Consider the following 24,821-nt stretch of genomic DNA (forward strand, 5'->3'; position numbering starts at 1 on the left):
TCAGCCCCTAAATTTATTTTTCCGGACTTAGTTCGCTGATTAAATTCGCTTTTAAGTTCTCTTCCTGCTGCTCTGTTAATGCATTTCCTTCTGCGGTTGACACAATAAACAGATCTTCTGCGCGCTCACCAATGGTGGATATTTTGGCGGTATCAAGCATCAAACCACTGCAGCGGAATACTTCACCGATATTAGCGAGAATACCCGGCGCATCAAAGGCCACTACCTCAATTTGCGTATGTTTACGGCGCGTTGCTAAAAATGTCACTTCAGGTTCAAATTTAAACTGACGTTTAACACGGGCTAAACGGGTCTGTTGTGTATTAACTTTTTCAGGTGCCAACAGCGCCATTTCAATGGCCTGTTTTAAACGCTGAATTTTATCGGGATCAATATGCTCGCCATCTTGCTCTAATACTGTAAAGGTACTGAGTGAGAAATCATCACGACTTGAGAGAATTTTTGCATCATGCACACTGAGCCTTTTATTATCAATTTCCGTGACCACGGATGAAAATAGCGCAGGCATATCTTTGTGGTAAACAAAAACTTCGGTCGCTCCACGTGCATTTTGGTCACTGATTAACACCATAGGTTGGCTATGGTCTTGATGTTTTAATAAGTTAACTGTGTGCCAGGCAATTTGTGCCGAGTTGTAACGGAAAAAATAGTTAAGTTTAAAGCGTTTCCAGAGTGGCTTAACTTGTTTTTCTGTAATCCCCTGTTCACGTAGCAGTCCCAGAGTTTTGTGTTGCCTGTCGCGAATACGATCGCGAATATCGGGCGGGTTTTCTAATCCGCGGCGCAACATTTTCAGGGTGCTGTAATATAAATCACGTAACAGTGTGCCTTTCCAGCTGTTCCATGTCTCTTCGTTGGTTGCACAAATATCGGCAACGGTTAAGCAAAACAGGAAGTTTAAATGTTTTTCATCACGCACTAAATGTGCAAATTCAATAATCACGCGCGGGTCGCTGATATCTCGACGCTGTGCGGTGACTGACATAGTGAGATGATGCTTGACTAACCATGCGACAAATTTACCTTCATGACGACTGAAACCGTGTAGTTCACAAAACTCCAGTGCATCAATAGCACCAAGTGTAGAGTGATCGCCTTTTTGCCCTTTAGCAATATCGTGAAAAATAGCGGCTAAAAAGAGCAGTTCAGTTTTTTCTAAATAACGGTAAATTTCATGTGCAAGCGGGTGCAGTTCTTTTGTATTGGGGTAGTTGTAAATATTTTTAATCAGTTTGTGGCTATGTTCATCAACAGTATAGGCGTGGAACAGATCAAACTGCATCTGTCCGATAATGCGGCTCCATTGCGGAATATAGGCGCCTAATACGCCATATTCATGCATTAAAGTAAAAGCAAGTCCCATGCCTCTAGGATGTTTGATAATGGTTAAAAAGGTATCCCGGCATTCCGGGATGTTTTGTAACCAGTACGTTAAACAGCGTCGTGCTTCGCGCAATTCACGCAGGGTTGGTGAGTAGATACCCTTAATACGGGGATCTTTAGCAATATGTAAAAACAGCTCTAACATCGATTCCGGCTGTTCATTAAACAAACCTGATGTTTTTAGCTCGATCATATTATCTCGAAGCTGAAAATGGTCATCAATACTTTCAATATGCTGTGCAATATTACCGAGAATGGCCTGATCAAAATACTGCAGTAACATCTCGTTGAGCTCTTTAACGCGATGAATGGTCTGATAAAACGTTTTCATCATCTGCTCAATGGCCTGGTTACCCTGGCCTTTATAACCTAACAGTTCAGCTACTTCATTTTGAAAGTCAAATAAAAGGCGGTTATCCGGACGGTTGGTTACCGTGTGCAGTGCAAAGCGGATTGTCCAAAGTTGTGCCTGGCAATCAACTAACTCCCGATATTCAGCTTGGGTAATATAGTTATAACTGGTTAGCTCTAACAAACTGTGTGCAGCAAAATGACGTTTAGAAATCCAGGCGATAGTTTGAAGATCACGCATTCCACCTGATCCGTTTTTAAGATCCGGTTCCAGGCTGTAACCATCTCCCCGGCAGTTTCTGTGGCGATTTATCTGCTCTTCTCGTTTTACCAGGAAAAACTGATCTGATGGCCAGAACTCTTTTGAGTCAATCACTTCTAAGAGTTTTGCGAAGTTTTGTTTATTACCTGAAATACAACGTGCTTCAATCATACTGGTGGCGATGGTGATATCAGCTTTGCCCTGCTCAAAGCAGTCGTGCAGGGTACGTACACTATGACCAATATCGAGTTTAAGATCCCAAAGTAGAGTAATAAAAGCGCTAATATTTGTTTCATCTTCAGGGAGGATATTTTGTTGGCAAAGGATCAGAATATCGATATCTGATTTTGGGTGTAATTCACCTCGACCATAACCACCTACTGCGATTAGACTTAACTCATAACTTTCGTTAAGCCCAAAGTGTTGCCATAAACGTGTTAACAACTCATCAATATAATGCGCACGACAACTCACTAATTCATTGATCTCTTGTCGCGCTTTAAAGTTTTCAATTTGCCACTGTTGAAACTGCTGCAGATTTTTTTTGAGAAAGGGCAGAGTGAGATTATCTTCGGGAATATTCAGCGGAGAGAGTGTTTCAAAATCCATTTTCACCTCGGAGCAGGTTATTAAGTTGCGCAGGAGTTAAGCCTCTATTTTTGGTCGATAGAGGCTTACTTTTTTAGTCGTGAGTGATAAAACGTTCGATAGTCTCTTCCGGGCGAAGTGTTAAAATTTCACAGCCCGTTTCAGTGACCAGTAAAGTATGTTCCCATTGTGCAGATAGTTTTTTATCTTTGGTAACTACCGTCCACTCATCTGTTAGTACTTTACAGGTTTTCTTTCCTGCATTGATCATCGGCTCTATGGTAAAACATTGCCCGACTTTTAAAATTTCACCCGTGCCGGCTTTACCGTAATGTAAAACCTGTGGTTCTTCATGGAAGCCCGCGCCGATACCATGACCACAATATTCGCGTACCACTGAGTAGTTGTTTTTTTCGGCATGTTTTTGGATAGCGGCCCCTAAATCACCTAATCTAGCCCCCGGTTTAACTAAGTTAATACCGATATATAAACATTCTTGTGCGATGCGGGTTAAACGTTCGGCTAAAATAGAAGGCTTACCAACCATAAACATTTTTGAAGTATCACCGTGATAACCATCTTTAATTACAGTGATATCAACATTGATAATATCACCATCTTTAAGTGCTTTATCATTTGGAATACCATGACAGACAACGTAATTAAGGGAGGTACAGATTGATTTCGGGAAACCGTGGTAATTAAGTGGTGCTGGAATCGCCTGTTGTTCGTTAACAATCATGTCATGACAGCGCTGGTTTAACTCATTGGTAGTCACCCCTTTTTGGATAAAAGGTTCGATCATCGTCAGTACATCTGCAGCCATTTGTCCTGCAATGCGCATTTTCTCGATTTCATCTGCCGTTTTAATGATTGCTGCCATCTATTTCTTCTCTTTAATTGTTACTGATAAATATAAAGGTTAACTATAAAGAATTAAGCGTTAGCACGCTAGTTAAGTTTATGAAAAATAACCCCTCCTGATACTGTGGATTTTCCCGGTAATGCTCACTGGACGGGGCATCCGCACCTTGTCATAACGTGTTATTTTTTGTCTCGTTTACACGCTATATTGCTAATGTGGATGCCGTATTGGTTATTTGTAAGCCTTCGCTTGTGAGCGTTTTCTGTAACTTTCATTTTTGGAGTTCCGCCTTGTCGGCGACTAGACGTTGAGAAACCGACAGGGCGAAACCCCAACAATGAAAGTCAAACCAAGCGCCACAAGCGAAAGCTTAAAATAATCGATGCGGTATTTACATTACCACGCAGAGCGTGGGAACGAGAAATTCCCTGCTTTCTGTTTTTTTTAAGTAACTAACCACCTTCACTGTAGCGTCATCAGGGGCAAGTCTTGCGTTTTGATAAGTTAGGCGCAGACAATCGCAGCGGCTGCTATATCTATTCGTATACTGGAGGCTTGAGGTTATTACAATTAGAGACTCCATTTCCCCCTTTTCAACGTCTGTAATAGAGGTTGAATGCAATAATTCAAAGCTATTAGCTACTTTAATTATTAATATCTCCTAAATGCAAAATACAGAGATAAGTTTTACTCGACGATTATTGAGTTGAATAGATAAATGTGATATAAAACGCCGCGAGATTATTGCTTCAATTTGTTGTGGTAAATCTCACTTAACTTATTAGGTTTTTTTTATTTAATTATTCACGTGTTGAAAGGTTAAATATAAAGACGTAATTACATAACACACACGCATCGACACGTAACTCGGGGTGCCTGTTATTCATTATTTGAGTATTGGGTCGAGTGTATGGGATGTGTGGAGGCCTAACCCCTTAAGAGGAAATTCTAATGGCAAATGTATCAATGCGCGATATGCTACAAGCTGGCGTACACTTCGGTCACCAAACTCGTTACTGGAACCCAAAAATGAAACCTTTCATTTTCGGTGCTCGTAATAAAGTTCATATCATTAACCTTGAGCAAACTGTTCCAATGTTCAACAAAGCACTTAACTTTTTAGAAGCGAAAGCGGCTAAAAAAGGTAAAGTTTTATTTGTTGGTACTAAACGTGCAGCTTCTGAAGCGGTTAAAGAAGCAGCGATTAGCTGTGATCAATTCTACGTTGATCACCGTTGGTTAGGTGGTATGTTGACTAACTGGAAAACAGTTCGTCAATCGATCAAGCGTTTGAAAGACCTTGAAGTTCAAAGCCAAGACGGTACTTTTGACAAGTTAACTAAAAAAGAAGCGCTTATGCGTTCTCGTGAGTTAATCAAACTTGACAAAACGCTTGGTGGTATCAAAAACATGGGCGGTATCCCTGATGTAATCTTCGTAATCGATGCAGATCACGAGCACATTGCAATCAAAGAAGCGAATAACCTAGGTATTCCTGTTATCGCTATTGTTGATACTAACTCATGCCCAGATAACATCGATTTCGTTGTTCCTGGTAATGATGATGCTATCCGTGCTATCAAACTGTACTTAGAAGCAGCTGCTCTGACTGTTAAAGAAGGTCGTGAGCAAGATGTTGTAGTTGCAGCAGAAGCAGACGGTTTTGTTGAAGAAACAGCTGAAAAATAAGCTCTTCTAATATTTAGAAGCTCTTATTAGCCAATCAATGGTTGGTTATCAGGGGTCTTTAGGACCCCTTTTTTATAGATTTAAAATAGGAATTCGACAATGGCTATTACAGCTAAGCAAGTTAAAGAACTTCGTGACCGCACAGCTGCGGGTATGATGGATTGTAAAAAAGCATTAGTTGAAGCAGATGGTGACATCGAGCTTGCAATTGAAAACATGCGTAAATCTGGCGCAATTAAAGCCGCTAAAAAAGCGGGCCGTGTTGCTGCTGAAGGCGTGATCTTAGCTAAAACTGCAGGTGCTGTTGCGCTTATTGCTGAAGTTAACTGTGAAACAGACTTCGTAGCAATGGATAAAAGCTTCCTAGCGTTTGCTAATAAAGTTGCAGATATTGCGCTGGCAAACAAAGTTGATTCAGTAGAAGCATTAAGTGCATTAGCATACGATGAAACAACTGTTGAAGACGCACGTGCGACTCTTGTTGCTAAAATCGGTGAAAACATCTCTATTCGTCGTCTGCAAATCGTTGAAGGTGAAAACCTAGGCGCATATGTACACAGCGGCAAAATTGGTGTTGTTTCTGTACTTAAAGGTGGTGATGCGGATCTTGCTAAAGATATCGCTATGCACGTTGCAGCTTCTGCTCCTCAGTATGTTAAACCAGAAGATGTACCAGCAGAAGTTGTAGCTAAAGAGAAAGAAATTCAGCTACAAATTGCTATCGATAGTGGTAAACCAGCTGAAATTGCTGAGAAAATGGTTACTGGTCGTATGGCTAAATTCACTGGTGAAGTGAGTCTTACTGGTCAAGCATTTGTTAAAGATCCTTCTATGAAAGTGGCTAAGCTTCTTAAAGATGCTGGTGCTGACGTTGAAACATTCATCCGCTTAGAAGTGGGTGAAGGTATCGAGAAGAAAGAAGAAGATTTTGCTGCTGAAGTTGCTGCGACACTAGCTGCTGCTGGTCAGTAATTTGCAATCTGCTTTATAAACAATAAGCTAGCGTTTATTGTTAAAAAGAACCGCGGCTACGACTGCGGTTCTTTTACATTAAAAATATAGCTATTTCACTAATAAATTGCTTTAAAAAGCAGAAAATTTATTAATGCAATCGCTATTACGTCCACTTTGAGGAAAGAACATTATGAGCACAAATCCTAAATCTGCATATCGTCGTATTTTATTAAAATTAAGTGGTGAAGCCTTAGTCGGTGAAGAAGGTTTTGGTATCGACCCCAAAGTACTGGATCGTATGGCACTTGAAATTAAATCTTTAATTGAAGCGGGTGTTCAGGTAGGTTTAGTTATCGGTGGCGGCAATATTTTCCGTGGTGCAGGTCTTGCCGAAGCTGGCATGAACCGTGTTGTCGGTGATCATATGGGCATGCTGGCAACTGTGATGAATGGTCTGGCAATGCGTGATGCACTGCATCGTGCACATGTAAATTCTCGTTTAATGTCAGCTATCCCGCTAAATGGCGTTTGTGATGACTACAACTGGGCGGAAGCTATCAAGTACCTTAAACTTGGTACGGTTGTTATTTTTGCTGCAGGTACGGGCAACCCGTTCTTTACAACGGATTCTGCTGCTTGTTTACGTGGTATTGAGATTGAAGCAGATGCTGTGTTAAAAGGTACTAAAGTTGATGGTGTTTATGATGCAGATCCAGTTAAAAATCCGGATGCGAAATTATACACTGAGATTGATTACCAGGTAGTATTAGAAAAAGAGCTGCAAGTGATGGATTTAGCTGCATTTACCCTGGCACGAGATCACAGTTTACCTATTCGAGTCTTTAACATGAATAAACCAGGCGCATTAAGTCGTGTAGTATTAGGTGATACTGAAGGTACAACAATCACACACTGTGCAGATGTAAAATAAACTAATAAAAACTTAAAAACTTAAAAATTTAAATTAAGAGAATTGTTATGATTAATGAAGTGAAAATTGACGCACAAACGCGTATGGGTAAAAGTCTTGAATCATTCAAGGGGCAACTTGCAAAAGTTCGTACTGGCCGTGCACACCCAAGTTTATTAGACGGCATTATGGTGCCATATTACGGAAGCAATACTCCACTTCGTCAAGTGGGTAATGTTTCAACTGAAGACTCTCGTACACTTACGGTAACTGTTTTTGATGCATCACTGATTCAAGCGGTAGAAAAAGCGATTATGGGTTCAAACCTTGGTTTAAATCCTATGTCTGCGGGTACGGTAATTCGTATTCCATTACCACCATTAACAGAAGAGCGTCGTAAAGATTTGATTAAAGTCGTTCGTGGTGAAGCTGAGAATAGCCGTATTGCGATTCGTAATATCCGCCGTGATGCAAATAACGATCTTAAAGCATTAGAGAAAGATAAAGATATCAGTGAAGATGAGCAACGTGTTGGTGAAGAAAATGTTCAAAAAATCACTAATGAGTTTATTAAACAGATTGATGATGTTCTGGCTGTAAAAGAGAAAGAGTTATTAGAAGTTTAATAACATTAAAATTAACGTACCTGATTAGCGGGTACGTTAATTAATAGTATTGCCGTTAGTTCTATTTATTAAGGCTATATGTGACAACGTTAAATCAACAAGTAAAAATTCCCAAGCATGTTGCCATTATTATGGATGGCAACGGGCGTTGGGCTGAAGCTAAAGGTAAACATCGTGTTTTTGGTCATAAACATGGTGTTAAATCTTTACGTAAAGCGATTGCTTTTGCCAGCGAAAACAATATTCAGGCGTTAACTATCTTTGCTTTTAGCAGTGAAAACTGGCAACGACCAGAAAAAGAAGTCAATATGTTGATGGAGCTGTTTTTTACTGTGCTTGGTAGCGAACTGAAAAAATTACAGAAGCACAATATTAAATTAAAGATTATTGGCGAACTAACTGGTTTCAGTGAACGTTTACAAAAAAAGGTCTTTGAAGCTGAGAAGGTAACCAAGGATAATACCGGCTTAGTGCTTAATGTTGCCGCTAATTATGGCGGGCGTTGGGATATAACTCAGGCGACGAAAAAATTAGCAAAATTAGTTGCAACAGGCGAGTTGGATGCAGATGATATCGATGAAGAATTACTAAGCCGAGCAATTACATTGCATAAACTTCCGGCTGTGGATTTAATGATCCGTACTGGTGGCGAACACCGTATAAGTAACTTTTTATTATGGCAACTTGCTTATTCCGAACTGTACTTTACAGATGTATTGTGGCCGGACTTTGATGCTTTGACTTTCCAAAGTGCACTCGACATGTTTTCAGGTAAAGAACGTCGCTTTGGACAAACAAGTGAGCAAGTTAGTTTGACAAAATCTGAGTCAAATTGAAAATTACAACCGAATTTAACAGGATACCTCTGTGAAACAACGAATTATAACCGCCTTGATTTTAGCACCACTCGCAATTGCAGGTGTTTTCTTCCTACCACTTAAATTCTTTATGCTGTTTTGTGCGGCTGTCTTTTTATTAGCAAGTAAAGAATGGGGCGGATTTGTCAGTAAAAAACCTTCGAGTTTAGTGCTTTATCTATTTGCTTTGCTACTCGGTGCGACATTGCTATTTATACCAGTTGAACAGATCTGGTTAAACGGTACGGTCAATCCTCTTCTCACAAATGGTTTAACCCTTGCTGCTGCGTGGTGGTGTTTGTCCCTAGTGATGGTAGTCACTTACCCAAAAACAGCATCTATTTGGAAAGATAATAAAATAATTAAAAGCCTGTTTGGTTTATTTACATTGATCCCTTTTTTCTGGGGCATGGTGTTATTACGCTCAGTGAATATTGATCATGATTTTTATTATGGTGCTGAGTTATTAATGTTTGTGTTTTTATTAGTATGGGCCGCGGATACCGGCGCATATTTTTGTGGTAAAAAGTTTGGTAAACATAAATTAGCAGCCAATGTTAGTCCTGGTAAAACCATCGAAGGTTTTCTAGGTGGAATGATGAGTTCAATGGTTGTGGCATTTATTGCCAGTGTTTTTTTTGTTATTCCAGCAGAAAAGATGGTCTTCTTCTTTATCGCAGCTTTTGTCACTAATATTGTTTCTGCGTTGGGTGATCTTAGCGAAAGTATTTTCAAACGCGAGGCGGGACTTAAAGATAGTGGCAATTTATTACCGGGCCATGGTGGTATTTTAGATCGCATCGATAGTTTAACGGCTGCTGTACCTGTTTTTGCCGTTCTATATCTGATTTGGCTTAATTAAAAGATGAAAAAATTAGCCATTTTAGGCGCCACAGGGTCAATAGGGGCAAGTACGCTGAGTGTTTGTCGCGCTAACCCTGATTTATACAAAATTACTTTATTAGCAGCCTCTGCTAGCGTTGATAAAATGTTTTTGCTGTGCCAGGAGTTCTCTCCCTTATATGTCTCCATGAGTGAAAAACATGCTCGCTTGCGTTTAGCTGAGTTACTCAAACAGGCAAACTCACCTTGTCAGGTGCTTGATAACGAAGCACAGTTACTGCAATTATTAGCAAGCTGCGATGTTGATAGTGTGATGGCTGCCATTGTTGGTGGTGCGGGCTTAAAAACAACATTAGCAGCTGTAAATGCGGGCAAAGAGATTTTTCTTGCCAATAAAGAAGCATTAGTGATGTCGGGGGCACTGTTTATTGATGCGGTTAGCAAGTCGGGTGCTAAGTTATGGCCAGTTGATAGTGAACATAATGCGATATACCAGGCTTTATCGACAAATCTGCAAAACAGTCTTGGTGCTTGTGATCTGCAAGGTCAAGGCGTAGCAAAGATATTGCTGACGGGATCGGGTGGCCCCTTTTTAGAAAAACCGTTAAGCGAATTTTCGCTGATAACGCCGGCTCAAGCAGTTAAACACCCTAATTGGTCAATGGGACAAAAAATATCGATAGATTCAGCAACCATGATGAATAAAGGGCTTGAGTATATTGAAGCGCGTTGGTTGTTTAACGCCTCTGTCGATCAGTTACAAGTGGTTATTCATCCTCAGTCTGTTATTCATTCAATGGTGCAATATAAAGATGGCAGTGTGATTGCACAAATGGGTAATCCGGATATGCGTATTCCTATTGCTCATGTGATGGGGGGAGGGCTGCGTATCAATAGTGGCGCGGCTCCTTTAGACTTTTTCTCTGGTGTTAACTTTAACTTTTTAGAGCCTGACTTTAATCGTTATCCCTGTTTGAAATTAGCGATTGATGCCTGTTATCAAGGGCAACAAGCAACCACCACCTTAAATGCGGTAAATGAAGTGGCAGTTGCAGCGTTTTTAAATAAACAGATAAAATTCACTCAAATTTCACAGCTTACCGAGCGTGTATTAAACAGTAGCGAGACTCAGCAGATTAACTCGATTGAACATCTGTTAGCAATCGACATTGAGGCTAAAGAGGCCGCACACAAAATAATTAAACGAGATCTTTTATGTTAAGTGCTTTATGGAATTTAGGCTCATTTATTATCGCACTTAGTATTCTGGTTGCGATCCATGAATATGGTCACTTTTGGGTGGCCAGACGTTGTGGTGTAAAAGTACATCGTTTTTCAATTGGTTTTGGTAAAGTCCTTTTTAAACGCACAGATCAACAGGGCACTGAGTTTGCAATTGCGGCCTTTCCACTGGGTGGTTATGTAAAAATGCTGGATGGGCGCGCAGAGTGCTTATTACCTGAAGATGAGCAGTACGCTTTTGATAAAAAAACAGTTTGGCAGCGTATTGCTATCGTAGCTGCCGGACCAATTGCTAATTTTTTATTGGCAATTATTGCGTTCTTTTTTATGTATATGATTGGTATTAATAGTGCAAAACCGATTATTCAAGAGACGCTTGCTGATACGCCTCTGAGCATTATTAAAAGTGATACTCCTTTTCAAGTGACCGCTATTAATGAGCAACAGATTGGAGATTGGGAAGCCCTTAATCTGGCATTGATCAGTCAAATTGGTGAAAATGAGTTTAATATCACTATTACGCCATTAACTGCTGATAAAAATAGTCATAGCTTTGAACCAACAAAAACTTTTAAGGTCTCATTGCTGAATTGGGTATTTGATCCAAAAAAAGAGTCAATTATAAGCAGTTTAGGCCTGCTTCCTTATACACCTGATGTCCACTTGCAAGTGGAAAATATAGTAAAAGGTGGTGCTGGTGATAGAGCAGGGCTGCAGATTGGTGATAAGTTACGTGCGATTGATGGTGTTAAATTAAGCAATTGGCAGGAATTTGTTGAACTGATCCAGAAAAATGCTAACCAGGCGCTGAAACTTGAAATTGAAAGAGGCACAATAGTCACAACTGTTGAGTTGACACCCGAGGCAAGAAAGCTACAGTCTGATTCTATACAAGGATATATCGGAGTATCGCCTGTAGTTGATCCGTATCCGGAAGAATATCTTGTAAAATTGCAGTTTTCTCCATTAAACGCCTTTATTAAAGGCGTTGAAAAAACAGGGCAGTTAACTAAGCTGACTTTTGATACGTTAATAAAGTTGGTGATAGGTGATATTTCTGTTACCAATTTAAGCGGCCCTGTTTCTATTGCCAAAGGTGCAGGAATGAGTGCTGGTTATGGCATTGAATACTTTTTGGGCTTTTTAGCTTTAATTAGTGTTAATTTAGGTTTGATGAATTTAATCCCATTACCGGTATTAGATGGAGGACATCTGCTTTATTACTTTGCGGAGCTGATAGCTGGAAAACCTATTCCAGAGAAAATTCAAGAGATAGGGTTTAGGATCGGCGGGGCTATTTTAATGACCTTAATGACCGTCGCCATACTTAATGATTTTGATTTATTATAGATTGCAGTGATTTAGTAGTTGATAAATCATTGTGTTGAAAGTGTATTTATAACTTTATAAACTCCGTACCTTGTTAAATGAATAATTGTATTTTAATCGCTTTCAGTTTGGCCATAGTGTTAGAATTTGTGGTTATATCAGAAAAAACGGCACTTAGCGGGCTAAATAAAAAACACAATATAAGTGTTGTAAAGGATTAACGAATAAAATGATCAAGAAATACCTACTTACCTCTGCACTAATAATTGGCAGCTGTTTCCCTCTGTTTTCTGCTGCAGAGAAATTTACAATTTCTGATTTGCAGTTTGATGGTTTACAGCGTGTTACTTTAGGGGCTGCCTTATTAAGCCTGCCTATTCGCGAAGGGGATGTTATTGATGATTATGAATTGTCAAAAGCACTGAAAAAGCTTTATGCAAGTAGTCACTTTGAATCGATCGAGTTATTTAGAGAAGGTGATATTTTAATCTTTAAAGTTAAAGAGCGTCCAACGATCAGTAATGTGGAATTGGTTGGTAATGATAAATTAACAGAAGAACAGATCTTTGACTCGTTGAAATCATCGCAGATACAAGTCGGTGAAACATTAGACAGAACAACGCTTACTGGTATTGGAAAAAGTCTGGAAGACTTTTATCATAGTGTCGGTAAGTACAGTGCTCAAGTTGAAACAATTGTCACCACTCTGCCACGTAATCGCGTCTCCCTTCAGTTTGTTTTCCGCGAAGGTCTGTCTGCTAAAATTGAGCAGATAAATATTGTCGGTAATACTGTTTTTTCTGATCAGCAGCTGTTAAAGCGCTTAACACTGAGTGATTCTGGTGGTTGGTGGGATTTTTTTGCTGATGATAACTATCAAAAACAAAAACTTGCCGGTGATTTAGAGGTAATCAAAAGTTATTATTTAGATCGTGGTTATATTCGTTTTCAGATTGAGGACACTCAAGTTTCATTAACCCCCAATAAAAAAGGTGTTTATGTAACCGTTAATCTTGATGAAGGTGCAGTATATAAAGTTTCTGATGTGAAATTTATTGGTGACCTGTTAGATAATGATGCTGAAATAGCTTCATTAGTCCCTTTTTCAAACGGTGATGTTTATGCGGCATCAGATGTGGCATTTACAGAGCAAAGTATTCGTAAATACTTCGGCCGTTTAGGTTATGCCTACCCGGAAATAACAACCTACCCTGAAATTGATGATGCAACCAATAGTGTAGTGGTTAATTTTTCTGTTGAACCAGGTCAGCGAGGATATGTCCGTCATATCAATATATCAGGTAATACCACTACCAAAGATGTAGTCTTGCGTCGCGAGATGCGTCAAATGGAAGGTGGCTGGTTATCTAGCGAAAGTATTGAAACCTCAAAAGCACGTTTAAATCGTTTAGGTTTCTTCTCTAAGGTTGATATAAATACCGAAAGAGTGAGTGATGATTTAGTTGATGTTAATGTTAATGTTGAAGAACAAGCATCTGGTTCATTTAATGCGGGTGTTGGTTTCGGTACTGAATCAGGATTAAGTTTAACTGCTGGTGTGCAGCAAAATAACTTCCTGGGTTCAGGTGATAAAGTTGGCTTTGAAGCAAAAACAAACCAATATAGCTTAAGTGCAAATGTCAATTACACTACTCCTTATCTTACCAAAGATGGAGTTAGTGGCGGTGGTCGAATCTTTTATGATAAATTTGAGGCGGGTGAAGCGAATATTGTCGACTACACCAATACCACTTACGGTGCTCGATTAAATGCAGGATTTCCTGTGGACGAACTTAACCGCTTAGGTTTAAGTTTTGGTTGGGAAAATAATGGCATTTCACAACTGAAATCCTATGAGCAATTAAGACAATTCTGGGATATTTACGCTTCACAGTTAGATTCTGACGGTGCTGTTAATTTTCAAAATTTTGATGTTTCTTTAAAGTGGACACGAAATAATCTTGATAAAGGACAGTTAGCGACTCAAGGTATGAAACACTCCTTTTGGACTAAAATGACCATACCCGGTTCAGATTTACAATATTTTAAAGTCAATTTTGACTTTAGTAATTACCAGCGTCTTTCTGATGACGGTGATTGGACAACATTAATAAGAGCATCTGCCGGATACGGAAATGGTTACGGACAATTTGAAGGTAATGATCAAATATTACCTTTCTTTGAAAATTACTATGCAGGTGGCTACCGAACTTTACGCGGTTTCTCAAGTAATACCGTAGGCCCTCGTGCTATGTATGTTGGAACTGATGGCGGTAATAGCACTCTGGCTTTAACGGATAGTGCCGTTGGTGGTAACGCTAAATACACTATTAGCGGTGAGTTGATTTTCCCGGTTCCGTTTTTAGATGAAGCCTATACAAGACAAGTTCGCAGTAGCATATTTATCGATGCAGGCGAAGTTTGGGATACAGAATTTGATTATGATAAGTATAGTCAAATGAGTTGTTCATATAATTGCGATTATTTTGGAGATTATTCAAAACCAGGCAGAATACGTGCTTCGTTGGGGACGCAAATCACTTGGATATCGCCGATGGGACCTTTAATTTTCACACTCGCAGTGCCTCTAAAAGAGTATGAAGGAGATAGAACTGAAGTATTCTCATTCAATATTGGTGAAACATTCTAATTATTTATTTACAAATATGATAATAACTAGCTAAATCGCATACTGATAGATTAATATGTTTAGCTACTTTTTTATCTTATTATCTTTTTTATATTACGGAGTTACAAAATGAAAAGCTTTTTTAAAGTAGTTACATTAGCAGTTGCAATGGTTTCAGTATCAACAGCAAACGCTGCGCAGGAAACGCAAAAAATTGGCGTAGTTTTCCCTTCTAAAATTATGAAACAATCACCGCAACGTGAAAAAACCATGAAGAAGTTAGAAAATGAATTCAAAGGACGTTATGAGGACCTGCAGGTTCTGGAAAAAGAGATAACTAAGATAGAAGCCACACTTGAACGTGACGCCGAAATGATGGCGGCGAATGAAGTAACCAGCTTAAAACGTAAAGCTGAAGTTAAACTATCTGAGTACAAATTAAAACGTAAAGCATTTGAAGAAGATAATCGTCGCCGTCAAGGTGAAGAACAACAAAAAGCATTAATTCAGGTACGTGAAGTTATTAATGCAGTCGCTTTGAAAGATGGCTACGATCTTATTTTAAATGGAGAGCAGATTGTTTTTTCTAAACCTGAACTTGATATTTCTGATGTTGTTATTAAAGAAATCAGCAAAAAGTAGGTTCTAAAAAATGACATACAATTTGGCACAGTTAGCTAAGTTATTAAACGCGCAACTTGGTGGCGATGCTGAACAGCTTATAGATCGCCTGGCAACGTTTGATCAAGCTAATCAAGGAGATATTACTTTTGTCTCTGATAAGAAGTTGTTAAGCAAACTTGATGAATGTAAGGCGAGTGCAATTGTACTGCCTACAGCTTTAAAGGAAGAGTATCAAGGTAATGCCCTGTTTATGGATACCCCTTATGTGGGTTATGCATTATTAGCTCGCCTATTTGATACAACACCGAATTTAGCAGCTGGTATTGCTGCCTCTGCTGTGATCCATGAAACGGCGGAAATTGGTGAAAACGTAGCGATTGCCGCTAATGTTGTGATCGAGGCCGGCGTTAAAATTGGCGATAACTGTCAAATTTCTGCCAATGTGGTGATAGGTTTAAATTCACAAATTGGTGAACAGAGTAAAATTTACCCGAATGTAACCGTTTATCATAACTGTCAACTTGGTAAACGTTGTATTATCCATGCAAACAGTGTGATTGGCTCTGATGGTTTTGGCAATGCACCTTATCAAGGTACCTGGGTTAAAATTCCTCAGATAGGTCAGGTTTTGATTGGGGATGATGTTGAAATTGGCTCCTCAACAACCATTGACCGCGGTGCATTATCAAATACAGTCATTGCAGATGGTGTTAAAATTGATAATCAGTGTCAGATTGCTCACAATGTGTCGATCGGCGCTCATACGGCAATCGCCGGCGGTTCAAATGTTGCCGGCAGTACAAAAATTGGTAAAAGCTGTATACTCGGCGGCTCGGTTGCGATGAATGGCCATTTGAATATTGCCGATAATGTGGTTATTACCGGCGACAGCATGGTGATGCGCAGTATTAATGAAGCTGGGGTTTATTCATCAGGTGTACCTGCACAAAAAAATAGAGCATGGCGCAAAACAACCGCATATACGTTAAAAATTGATGATTTATTTAAACGTGTTAAAGAACTTGAAAAACAACTTAAAGATTAAATAAAGGAACAGATCGTGAGTAATGAATTAAATTCACTGGATATTAAAGAGATCATGGATCTTTTGCCGCATCGCTACCCGTTTTTATTAGTGGATCGTGTATTAGATTATGTTCCTGGTAAAACACTGCATGGTGTCAAAAACATTTCTTTTAATGAACCGCAGTTTCAAGGACATTTTCCTGGTACTCCGGTATTTCCCGGTGTAATGATTGTTGAAGCATTAGCACAGGCAACGGGTGTATTAGCATTTGCAACTTACGGCAAACCTGCTGAAAATGAGCTGTATTTTTTAGCCTCTATCGATAAGGTGCGTTTTCGCAAGCCTGTTGTTCCTGGTGATATTTTAAACCTGCATGTTATCTATTTGAAAGATCGTCGCGGCATGGGTAAATTTGAATGTGTGGCAAAAGTTGACGGTGAAGTTGTTTGTCAGGCGATGATCATGTGTGCAAGAAGAGAGATCTAATGACAAATTCAACAGCAAGAATTCATCCAACTGCAATTGTGCATGAAAACGCCATAATCGGTAAAAATGTAGAAATTGGTCCATATACTATTATTGGTGATCGAGTTGAAATTGGTGATAATTGCTGGATTGCACCGCATGTTGTTATCAAAGGCCCGACTAAAATGGGTAAAGGCAATAAGATTTTTCAATTTGCCTCTGTCGGTGAAGATTGCCAAGATCTAAAATATGATGGTGAAGAAACATTTTTAGAAATCGGCGACAATAATGTGTTTCGTGAAAGCTGTACTATCCATCGTGGTACGGCACAGGATCAAGGCACAACCCGTATTGGTAATAATAATTTACTGATGGCTTATGTGCATGTAGCCCATGATTGTATCCTTGGTGATAATATTATTTTATCAAATAATGCAACATTGGCTGGTCATACTAAGCTGGCTAATAACGTGATTATTGGTGGTCTTTCTGCACTGCATCAATTCACACGTGTTGGTGAATTTGCCATGATTGGCGGATGCTCTGCGGTAAATAAAGATATCCCGCCTTATTTTATGGCGACCGGTAATTATGCAAAAGCGCAAGGTATTAACTCGGTTGGTTTAAAACGTCGTGGTTTCAGTAGTGCTGCTATTATGGAAATCAAGCGTGCCTATAAAGCTATCTGCCGTCAAGGTAATACTCTTGAACAAGCAAAACTGGAAATTGCCGAGAAATTAGAAGCCTGCCCTGAACTGCAAATCTTATATGACTTTATCTGTGAAGACAGTCGCGGCATTGTGCGTTAAGATCCTGGGTAATATATATTATTAGAAAAAGGCTCATTTGAGTCTTTTTTTTTAAACATCGAATAAGAAAAGATTATGAATAAACCACTACGAATTGGGTTAATTGCAGGTGAAGCTTCCGGTGATATTTTAGGTGAAGGTTTAATTAAGGCATTAAAAGAACATTATCCTGATGCTGTTTTTGAAGGTATTGCAGGGCCGAAAATGATAGCGCAGGGCTGTAAAGCGTTACATCCGCTTGAAGCCTTGTCAGTAATGGGCTTTGTAGAAGTACTAGGAAAATTACCTAGCATTTTGCGTATTCGTAAATCTATTATTAAACATTTTATCGCTAATCCTCCCGATATTTTTATTGGCATTGATGCGCCGGATTTTAATCTAACGGTTGAATTGAAATTAAAACAACAAAATATAAAAACAATTCATTATGTCAGTCCTTCAGTATGGGCTTGGAAACAGTGGCGTATTCATAAAATAGCCAAAGCGACCGATTTGGTTTTAGCATTTTTACCTTTTGAAAAAGCATTTTATGATAAGTTTAAGGTGCCCTGTCAGTTTGTCGGTCATACGCTTGCAGATCAGTTGCCGTTACTTCCGGAGAAAAATATCGCGCGGCAAAAATTGGGACTGGCAGAGCAAGATAAATTGTTAGCAATTTTGCCCGGTAGCCGTAAAGCAGAAGTGGAACTGTTAGGGCCGATATTTTTACAGTCTGCAGCTATTATTAGCAAACAATATCCGCAGCTTAAATTTATTGTACCTATGGTTAATGCGGCACGTAAAAAGCAGTTTTTACTCCTGCAAAAACAATATGCACCTGATTTACCCTTAACTGTTTTTGATGGTCAAGCAAGCGCCGTTTTACAATCTGCCGACACAGTATTACTTGCGTCCGGTACAGCAGCTCTTGAAGCTATGCTTGCCAAAGCACCTATGGTGGTTGCTTATCGTGTGAAACCAATAACCTATGTGATAGCTAAAGCGATGACTAATATAAAATACACATCATTGCCTAACTTAATTGCTGACAAAGAAGTGGTTAAAGAGTTAAGTCAACACGATTGTACGGTGGAAAATATTGTTGCTGAATTGAATAGTTTATTAGGGCAAGACAATAGCGATATGATTAAGACTTTCACTGAGTTACATCAATTAATAAAATGCGATGCAGACTCGCAGGCTGCCCAAGCTGTTGTGAATTTATTAGAAAAGCGCTAAACGTTAATAGAGAGTTATATGAGCAAGTTAAAAACCGATTTTCCCGATGTTGTTTATCCCGACTTTAATGTAATTGCAGGTGTCGATGAGGTCGGCCGTGGCCCACTGGTCGGGGATGTTGTTACCGCAGCTGTTATTTTAGATGCCAATAATCCGATTGAAGGTTTAACTGACTCTAAAAAATTAACTGAAAAGAAACTGCAGTCGTTATTTGAGCAGATACAGGAAAAAGCACTGTGTATTGCAGTTGGTCGTGCCAGTCCTGATGAAATTGATCAGCTTAATATCCTGCATGCAACCATGTTGGCGATGCAACGTGCGGTTGAGCAGCTAAGTATTCAGCCTGAATTTGTATTTATTGATGGTAATCGCTGCCCGAAATTGAATATGCCGAGTGAAGCGATCGTGAAAGGTGATCTGCGTGTTGCAGAGATAAGTGCAGCATCAATAATTGCTAAAGTAACACGCGATCGTGAAATGGTTGAGCTGGATATTCGTTATCCGGAATATGGTTTTGCTAAACATAAAGGCTATCCTACCAAGGCGCATTTTGAAGCTTTAGAGAAGTTTGGCGTTATTCCTGAGTATCGCAAAAGCTTTAAACCCGTAAAAAAAGCACTTGGTTTGTTGTAAGATATAGGGATATTGCCACTTTCTATATTTTGGCATGCTAAAGTTATCCCCATCAATAGCGCATTTTGAAGCTTTAGAGAAGTTTGGCGTTATTCCTGAGTATCGCAAAAGCTTTAAACCCGTAAAAAAAGCACTTGGTTTGTTGTAATATATAGAGCTATTGCCACTCTCTATATTTTGGCATGCTAAGGTTATCCCCATCAATAGCGCATTTTGCAGCTATAGAGAAGTTTGGCGTTATTTCTGAGCATCGCAAAAGCTTTAAACCTGTAAAAAAAGTACTTGGTTTGCTGTAATATATAGAGCTATTGGCCCTGTGCATGCTTACTAAGGATATACTAAGTGCATGCTAAGGTTATCCTCATCAATTAGCGCATTTTGCAGCTATAGAGAAGTTTGGCGTTATTCCTGAGCATCGCAAAAGCTTTAAACCTGTAAAAAAAGCACTTGGCATTTTATAAAGTAAATTGATACAAAGCATTAAAGCACTCAGCATTATTAATTGAGAACCTATGTCTGAAACACAAAGCACTGCAATATCGACACTGCAACCAAAATTTATCCATTTAAGGGTCCATAGTGATTTTTCTATGGTGGATGGCTTAACTAAGGTAAAACCGTTAGTTGCTAAAACAGCCGCTATGAATATGCCTGCATTGGCGATAACCGATCAAACCAATTTTTGCGGCTTGGTTAAGTTTTACGGCGCCGCTCATGCTGCGGGTATCAAACCGATTGTCGGAGCTGATTTTTGGGTACAAAGTGAACTGCTTGAAGGTGAACAATTTCGAATTACCGCATTGGCAATGGATGATGTTGGTTATAAAAACGTTACTGAGTTAATTTCGAAAGCCTATTTACGTGGTCATGTGGCTGGCCGTGCCATTATTGATCAAGCGTGGTTGGTTGAACATAATCAAGGTGTTATTTTACTCTCTGGCGCAAAAGAGGGGGATCTTGGTAAAGCATTATTAAAAGGCAATCATGAACTTGCTGAGCAGATTACTGACTTTTATACACAATATTTTCCGCAGCGTTATTACCTTGAACTAATTCGTACCAATCGAGCTGGAGAAGAAACTTACCTGCATTTTGCGCTTGCCTGGGCTGAAAAATTTAAACTGCCGGTGGTTGCCACTAACCAGGTTGTTTTTGCTGATCAAGAGTTGTATGACGCTCACGAAATCCGTGTTTGTATTAACCAGGGTTATACATTAGGTGATGATCGCCGTCATAAAGATTACAGTCCCGAGCAATATCTACGCAGTTCAGAGGAGATGTGTGAGCTCTTTTCAGATATCCCAGAAGCACTTGAAAATAGTGTCGAAATTGCCAAGCGCTGTAATGTCACATTACGTTTAGGCGAATATTTTCTACCTGATTTTCCGACTGGCGATATGTCGATTAATGATTTCTTCTGTGAGGTTTCCCGCAAGGGGCTAGAGGCACGTTTAGAATTTCTTTTTGATAAAAATTCACCTGATTTTGCTGAGATCCGTAAACCCTATGATGAACGTCTGCAGATTGAATTAGACGTGATTAATACCATGGGTTTCCCGGGTTACTTCTTAATCGTAATGGAGTTTATCCAGTGGAGTAAGGATAATTATATTCCTGTTGGACCGGGTCGAGGCAGTGGTGCGGGATCATTGGTTGCGTATGCACTAAAAATTACCGATCTTGATCCCCTTGAATTGGAACTACTATTCGAACGATTCTTGAATCCTGAACGTGTCTCTATGCCCGATTTTGATATCGACTTCTGCATGGATAGACGTGATGAAGTAATAGATCACGTTGCCGAGCTTTATGGCCGTGATGCCGTTTCGCAGATTATCACTTTCGGTACTATGGCCGCCAAAGCGGTTATTCGTGATGTCGGACGTGTGCTTGGCCATCCTTATGGTTTTGTTGACGGTATCTCCAAATTGGTGCCGCCGACACCGGGCATGACGCTTACAAAAGCATTTGAAGAAGAGCCTAGGTTACAAGAGCGTTATGACGGTAGTGAAGAGGTACGAGATTTAATTGATATGTGCCGCACACTTGAAGGCACAATACGTAATGCCGGTAAACATGCTGGTGGTGTGGTTATTTCACCAACAACGATTACCGATTTTGCGCCGCTTTATTGTGATGATGAGGGTAAAAACCCGGTTACTCAGTTTGATAAAAATGATGTTGAAACTGCGGGTTTGGTTAAATTCGACTTTTTGGGTTTACGTACACTGACCATTATTCAGTGGGCAATTGATATGGCTAACGCGCATAAAAAAACGCGCGGTGAAGAGCCAATTTTTATCGAAAAAATAGATCTTACAGAGCCGGCTTGCTTTGAGTTATTAAAACGCTATGAAACTACGGCAGTATTCCAGTTAGAGTCGCGCGGTATGAAAGACCTGATCCGCCGATTACAACCTGACTCTTTTGAAGATATGATCGCACTGGTTGCGCTGTTTCGTCCCGGACCATTGCAGTCCGGCATGGTAGATAACTTTATCGAGCGTAAACATGGTCGAGAGGAAGTTTCCTACCCTGATGCAACCTGGCAGCATGAATCATTAAAAGAGATCTTATCACCAACCTACGGCATTATTTTATACCAAGAACAGGTAATGCAGATTGCTCAGGTCTTATCCGGCTATACACTGGGTGGCGCGGATATGTTACGTCGTGCTATGGGTAAGAAAAAGCCGGAAGAGATGGCAAAACAGCGCGCTACCTTTGAAGAGGGCGCGATTGCCAATGGGGTTGATGGCGAACTGGCCATGAAGATCTTCGACTTGGTAGAAAAATTCGCTGGTTACGGTTTTAATAAATCACACTCAGCAGCTTATGCACTCGTTTCATATCAAACGCTGTGGATGAAAACCTTCTACCCATCCTATTTTATGGCCGCGGTTATGTCTGCGGATATGGATAATACCGAGAAAATCGTTATTTTGGTGGCAGAGTGTCAAAGTATGGGATTAGATCTTGGTCCCCCTGATGTCAACGAAGGTTTATTCAAATTTAACGTTGATCCGGATCTGCGCATTGTTTACGGTATTGGTGCGGTGAAAGGGGTGGGCGAAGGCCCTGTTGATGCGATTATTGAAGCGCGTGAAGCGGGTGGCAAGTTTAAAGATCTTTTTGATTTTTGTAACCGTATTGATCTTAAGCGTTGTAACAAACGTATCTTAGAAAAGCTGATTTTAGCCGGTGCGTTAGATAAGCTTGGGCCTCATCGTGCCGCTTTAATGGAAACGCTACCGAATGCACTGCAATCAGCTGTGCAGCATAAAAAAGCTGAATCATTCGGACAAAGCGATCTGTTTGGTGTGTTGACCACTGACAGTGAAGAGATAGCCAATAAGTTTGCATCGGTGCCGGAATGGCCGGAAAAACAGTGGTTAGCCGGTGAAAAAGAGACGCTTGGGTTATATCTAACAGGGCACCCTATCAACCAGTATGAGTCACATATTCGAGCTTTTCATTGTACTAAACTGGTGGATCTTATCGCTAACCGTCGCGGTCAAAACAGCCGCGTCGCAGGGCTTATTTTAAGCATGCGCGTAATGGTTACTAAAGCGGGTAAACGTATGGGGATTATTACCCTTGATGATAAAAGCTCGCGTATGGATATTACTGTATTTGCAGATCTGCTGGATCAATATGAAGAACTGTTGGTGACAGATAGTGTTGTGGTGTTACAAGGTCAAGTGAGTGAAGATTTCTTTAACGGCGGCTTAAAAATGAATGCCCGTGAAGTGATGAGTATTGATCAGGCGCGTGAACGCTTTGCATCAAAATTACGTTTAAAAGTAAATTTCCTGCAAATAGGCGCTGATTTTCAAACACAGTTAAATGAGGCTTTACAACCGGCAAAGGGTGGTTTGTGTCCTGTTTTTATCGAATATAAAAATCAACAAGCACAAACAGAGCTGTCATTAGGGCGCGCTTGGTCGGTAACACCCTCTGATGATCTATTGTTTTCATTGGAGCGTCTCGTGGGTGAAGAAAATGTTAGCTTACACTTTGATCATGTCAGTTAATTTTATTGGAGGTGAGACTTTAGTCTCGCAAGGTTTGTGATTTTATGCGACAAGATGATTTGTTAGAAGAATTCGCCAAGCAGCTGTTATCTGCACCTGTAACTGACAATATTGATTATCATATCGCCTTAAGTGGCGGTTTAGATTCCGTTGTGCTGTTGCATCTTTTCGCCAGATTACGCGAAATAGAGCCGAATTTAACCCTTAGCGCTCATCATATTAATCATGGGCTAAGTAAAAATGCGCAGAGCTGGAGTGATTTCTGCCATGATTTATGCGCTAATTTAGTCATTGATTTTACCTGCTCAAGGGTGCATCTAAACAAACAAACCCGTACTAGCCTTGAAGCTCTTGCCAGAGAAAAACGTTATGCCTGTTTAAGAGAAAGATTATCTGCCAATAGCTATTTAGTTACTGCCCACCATCAAGACGATCAGCTGGAAACGGTATTGTTAGCATTAAAAAGAGGCTCTGGTAATACTGGGCTGCAGGGCATCCGTCACAAGCAGAAGCTTAAGTCGGGTTATTTAATCCGGCCATTATTAAACTGCTCTCGGGCACAGTTAGAGGACTACGCAGCTCTGTTTCAATTAGATTGGATTGAAGATGAAAGTAATGACGATCAAGTTTTTGATCGAAATTTCATCCGTCATACTATTTCACCATTATTAAAAATGCGTTGGCCCGGCATCAGTAAATCGGTGGCTCGCACCGCAACTATTTGTCAGGAACAGCAACAGATTTTAGACGAAATAGCCGCACAGGATTTCAGCACTGCTGTGTTTTGTTTTTTAAATCAGCAAGCTTTAAATTTTGAGCAATTAAAAAAAATAAGCAGCGGGCGTCGCAATAATGTTTTACGTTTTTGGTTTAAAGAAAATGAGCTGGATTACCCGTCTGCGATACAATTACAAACCATTTGGACCGATGTTGTCTTAGCAAAAAATGACGCTTTACCCGTTATGCAGTTTAAAGGTTATTCTATCCGTCGCTACCGCCAGCATATTTACCTGCTAAGGGATCGAGATATCGCAGCAGACTGCTGTGAGTCAATTGTCTGGCAAGGTGAAAAAAAAATAAGTTTAGCGGATGGACGGGTAAAGTTATTTTTCAATCATATTGAAGGCGAAGATAACTTAAGTGAAGTGCTGAAATTCCAAGAAAATTCAAAAATTGAAATCTGTTTTCGCCAGCAGTTGCCGGCTCAATTAACCTGCAAGCCAATTGGTCGAACAGGCTCCCGCAGTATTAAAAAATTATTACATGAATACCATGTTCCGCCCTGGTTACGTGATTTGGTGCCGTTTATTTTGATAAATGGTGAGCTGAGATTGGCCGTTGGTTTATGGCAGTGTCAAACTTTAGCAAGTGAAGCACCGTCGTGTAATTTACGCATCTCATTTGCTTAATCCTGTACTACTCTTTCGAATCCTGTACTACTCTTTCAAGTCCTGTACTACTC

At 39.9% G+C, this 24,821-nt stretch carries 19 protein-coding genes and 3 pseudogenes; 20 read left to right on the forward strand and 2 right to left on the reverse strand.

The annotated features are described in order from the left end of the window. Positions 1-13: 13 nt before the first annotated feature. A complete protein-coding gene (gene glnD, locus AC4GME_RS01195) occupies positions 14-2,626 on the reverse strand; it encodes a [protein-PII] uridylyltransferase (protein ID WP_490375456.1) in 2,613 nt (870 codons plus the stop codon). Positions 2,627-2,699: 73 nt separating this feature from the next. Then, positions 2,700-3,488, reverse strand: a complete 789-nt coding sequence (gene map, locus AC4GME_RS01200) for a type I methionyl aminopeptidase (protein ID WP_490375455.1) — start codon at positions 3,486-3,488, stop codon at positions 2,700-2,702. Between the two features lie 933 nt (positions 3,489-4,421). Between map and rpsB the strand changes: the two genes are divergently transcribed. From rpsB to tilS, 20 genes and pseudogenes are all read left to right on the forward strand, one after another. Next, a complete protein-coding gene (rpsB, locus tag AC4GME_RS01205) occupies positions 4,422-5,159 on the forward strand; it encodes a 30S ribosomal protein S2 (RefSeq protein WP_490375454.1) in 738 nt (245 codons plus the stop codon). A 99-nt stretch (positions 5,160-5,258) separates the two neighbouring features. Next, a complete protein-coding gene (tsf, locus tag AC4GME_RS01210) occupies positions 5,259-6,131 on the forward strand; it encodes a translation elongation factor Ts (protein WP_490375453.1) in 873 nt (290 codons plus the stop codon). Positions 6,132-6,303: 172 nt separating this feature from the next. Beyond that, positions 6,304-7,044, forward strand: coding sequence for a UMP kinase (pyrH, locus tag AC4GME_RS01215; RefSeq protein WP_490378914.1), 741 nt, complete (start codon positions 6,304-6,306; stop codon positions 7,042-7,044). A gap of 47 nt (positions 7,045-7,091) precedes the next feature. Continuing rightward, positions 7,092-7,649 carry a ribosome recycling factor gene (frr, locus tag AC4GME_RS01220; RefSeq protein WP_490376117.1) on the forward strand — a complete coding sequence of 186 codons (558 nt, stop codon included), beginning with the start codon at positions 7,092-7,094 and terminating at the stop codon, positions 7,647-7,649. 80 nt (positions 7,650-7,729) lie between these two features. Then, positions 7,730-8,485: a polyprenyl diphosphate synthase gene (gene uppS / locus AC4GME_RS01225; protein ID WP_490376118.1), complete on the forward strand. Its 756-nt coding sequence runs from the start codon at positions 7,730-7,732 to the stop codon at positions 8,483-8,485. 31 nt (positions 8,486-8,516) lie between these two features. Next, on the forward strand, positions 8,517-9,368 hold the full coding sequence (locus AC4GME_RS01230) for a phosphatidate cytidylyltransferase (protein ID WP_490376119.1): 852 nt from the start codon (positions 8,517-8,519) through the stop codon (positions 9,366-9,368). A 3-nt stretch (positions 9,369-9,371) separates the two neighbouring features. Next, positions 9,372-10,571, forward strand: a complete 1,200-nt coding sequence (ispC, locus tag AC4GME_RS01235) for a 1-deoxy-D-xylulose-5-phosphate reductoisomerase (RefSeq protein WP_490376120.1) — start codon at positions 9,372-9,374, stop codon at positions 10,569-10,571. Next, positions 10,565-11,941 (forward strand): sigma E protease regulator RseP, encoded by a 1,377-nt coding sequence (gene rseP, locus AC4GME_RS01240; RefSeq protein ID WP_490376121.1) that lies wholly within the window; start codon positions 10,565-10,567, stop codon positions 11,939-11,941. The genes ispC and rseP overlap by 7 nt, the downstream gene beginning before the upstream one ends. A 208-nt stretch (positions 11,942-12,149) precedes the next feature. Then, positions 12,150-14,570 (forward strand): outer membrane protein assembly factor BamA, encoded by a 2,421-nt coding sequence (bamA, locus tag AC4GME_RS01245; protein WP_490376122.1) that lies wholly within the window; start codon positions 12,150-12,152, stop codon positions 14,568-14,570. Positions 14,571-14,678: 108 nt separating this feature from the next. Beyond that, entirely contained in the window at positions 14,679-15,191 is a 513-nt protein-coding gene (locus AC4GME_RS01250; RefSeq protein WP_490376123.1) for an OmpH/Skp family outer membrane protein, read from the forward strand. 10 nt (positions 15,192-15,201) lie between these two features. Next, complete coding sequence (gene lpxD / locus AC4GME_RS01255; protein ID WP_490376124.1) at positions 15,202-16,218, forward strand: UDP-3-O-(3-hydroxymyristoyl)glucosamine N-acyltransferase; 1,017 nt, start codon at positions 15,202-15,204, stop codon at positions 16,216-16,218. Positions 16,219-16,233: 15 nt separating this feature from the next. After that, the gene (gene fabZ / locus AC4GME_RS01260; protein WP_490376125.1) at positions 16,234-16,686 is read left to right on the forward strand and encodes a 3-hydroxyacyl-ACP dehydratase FabZ; all 453 of its coding nucleotides are present in this window, start codon (positions 16,234-16,236) and stop codon (positions 16,684-16,686) included. After that, positions 16,686-17,474 (forward strand): acyl-ACP--UDP-N-acetylglucosamine O-acyltransferase, encoded by a 789-nt coding sequence (lpxA, locus tag AC4GME_RS01265; protein WP_490376126.1) that lies wholly within the window; start codon positions 16,686-16,688, stop codon positions 17,472-17,474. The genes fabZ and lpxA overlap by 1 nt, the downstream gene beginning before the upstream one ends. A 75-nt stretch (positions 17,475-17,549) precedes the next feature. Continuing rightward, positions 17,550-18,692, forward strand: a complete 1,143-nt coding sequence (gene lpxB, locus AC4GME_RS01270; protein WP_490376127.1) for a lipid-A-disaccharide synthase — start codon at positions 17,550-17,552, stop codon at positions 18,690-18,692. An 18-nt stretch (positions 18,693-18,710) separates the two neighbouring features. Further along, the gene (gene rnhB, locus AC4GME_RS01275) at positions 18,711-19,325 is read left to right on the forward strand and encodes a ribonuclease HII (RefSeq protein ID WP_490376128.1); all 615 of its coding nucleotides are present in this window, start codon (positions 18,711-18,713) and stop codon (positions 19,323-19,325) included. Between the two features lie 49 nt (positions 19,326-19,374). Continuing rightward, a pseudogene (gene rnhB / locus AC4GME_RS01280) lies at positions 19,375-19,473 on the forward strand (ribonuclease HII); the annotation flags it as partial. A 49-nt stretch (positions 19,474-19,522) separates the two neighbouring features. After that, positions 19,523-19,621: pseudogene (gene rnhB, locus AC4GME_RS01285) on the forward strand (ribonuclease HII); the annotation flags it as partial. 57 nt (positions 19,622-19,678) lie between these two features. Next, a pseudogene (gene rnhB, locus AC4GME_RS01290) lies at positions 19,679-19,786 on the forward strand (ribonuclease HII); the annotation flags it as partial. A gap of 51 nt (positions 19,787-19,837) precedes the next feature. Further along, on the forward strand, positions 19,838-23,359 hold the full coding sequence (dnaE, locus tag AC4GME_RS01295; protein WP_490376129.1) for a DNA polymerase III subunit alpha: 3,522 nt from the start codon (positions 19,838-19,840) through the stop codon (positions 23,357-23,359). A gap of 44 nt (positions 23,360-23,403) precedes the next feature. Next, positions 23,404-24,768, forward strand: a complete 1,365-nt coding sequence (gene tilS / locus AC4GME_RS01300) for a tRNA lysidine(34) synthetase TilS (protein WP_490376130.1) — start codon at positions 23,404-23,406, stop codon at positions 24,766-24,768. Positions 24,769-24,821 lie beyond the last annotated feature (53 nt).

Source organism: Psychromonas sp. (assembly GCF_983033635.1).

What these genes read in the sequence shown, in the direction of transcription:
- glnD (WP_490375456.1), bottom strand. Translation starts at nt 2,626, where the DNA reads ATGGATTTTGAAACACTCTCTCCGCTGAATATTCCCGAAGATAATCTC.
- map (WP_490375455.1), bottom strand. Translation starts at nt 3,488, where the DNA reads ATGGCAGCAATCATTAAAACGGCAGATGAAATCGAGAAAATGCGCATT.
- rpsB (WP_490375454.1), top strand. Translation starts at nt 4,422, where the DNA reads ATGGCAAATGTATCAATGCGCGATATGCTACAAGCTGGCGTACACTTC.
- tsf (WP_490375453.1), top strand. Translation starts at nt 5,259, where the DNA reads ATGGCTATTACAGCTAAGCAAGTTAAAGAACTTCGTGACCGCACAGCT.
- pyrH (WP_490378914.1), top strand. Translation starts at nt 6,304, where the DNA reads ATGAGCACAAATCCTAAATCTGCATATCGTCGTATTTTATTAAAATTA.
- frr (WP_490376117.1), top strand. Translation starts at nt 7,092, where the DNA reads ATGATTAATGAAGTGAAAATTGACGCACAAACGCGTATGGGTAAAAGT.
- ispC (WP_490376120.1), top strand. Translation starts at nt 9,372, where the DNA reads ATGAAAAAATTAGCCATTTTAGGCGCCACAGGGTCAATAGGGGCAAGT.
- rseP (WP_490376121.1), top strand. Translation starts at nt 10,565, where the DNA reads ATGTTAAGTGCTTTATGGAATTTAGGCTCATTTATTATCGCACTTAGT.
- bamA (WP_490376122.1), top strand. Translation starts at nt 12,150, where the DNA reads ATGATCAAGAAATACCTACTTACCTCTGCACTAATAATTGGCAGCTGT.
- AC4GME_RS01250 (WP_490376123.1), top strand. Translation starts at nt 14,679, where the DNA reads ATGAAAAGCTTTTTTAAAGTAGTTACATTAGCAGTTGCAATGGTTTCA.
- lpxD (WP_490376124.1), top strand. Translation starts at nt 15,202, where the DNA reads ATGACATACAATTTGGCACAGTTAGCTAAGTTATTAAACGCGCAACTT.
- lpxA (WP_490376126.1), top strand. Translation starts at nt 16,686, where the DNA reads ATGACAAATTCAACAGCAAGAATTCATCCAACTGCAATTGTGCATGAA.
- lpxB (WP_490376127.1), top strand. Translation starts at nt 17,550, where the DNA reads ATGAATAAACCACTACGAATTGGGTTAATTGCAGGTGAAGCTTCCGGT.
- rnhB (WP_490376128.1), top strand. Translation starts at nt 18,711, where the DNA reads ATGAGCAAGTTAAAAACCGATTTTCCCGATGTTGTTTATCCCGACTTT.
- dnaE (WP_490376129.1), top strand. Translation starts at nt 19,838, where the DNA reads ATGTCTGAAACACAAAGCACTGCAATATCGACACTGCAACCAAAATTT.
- tilS (WP_490376130.1), top strand. Translation starts at nt 23,404, where the DNA reads ATGCGACAAGATGATTTGTTAGAAGAATTCGCCAAGCAGCTGTTATCT.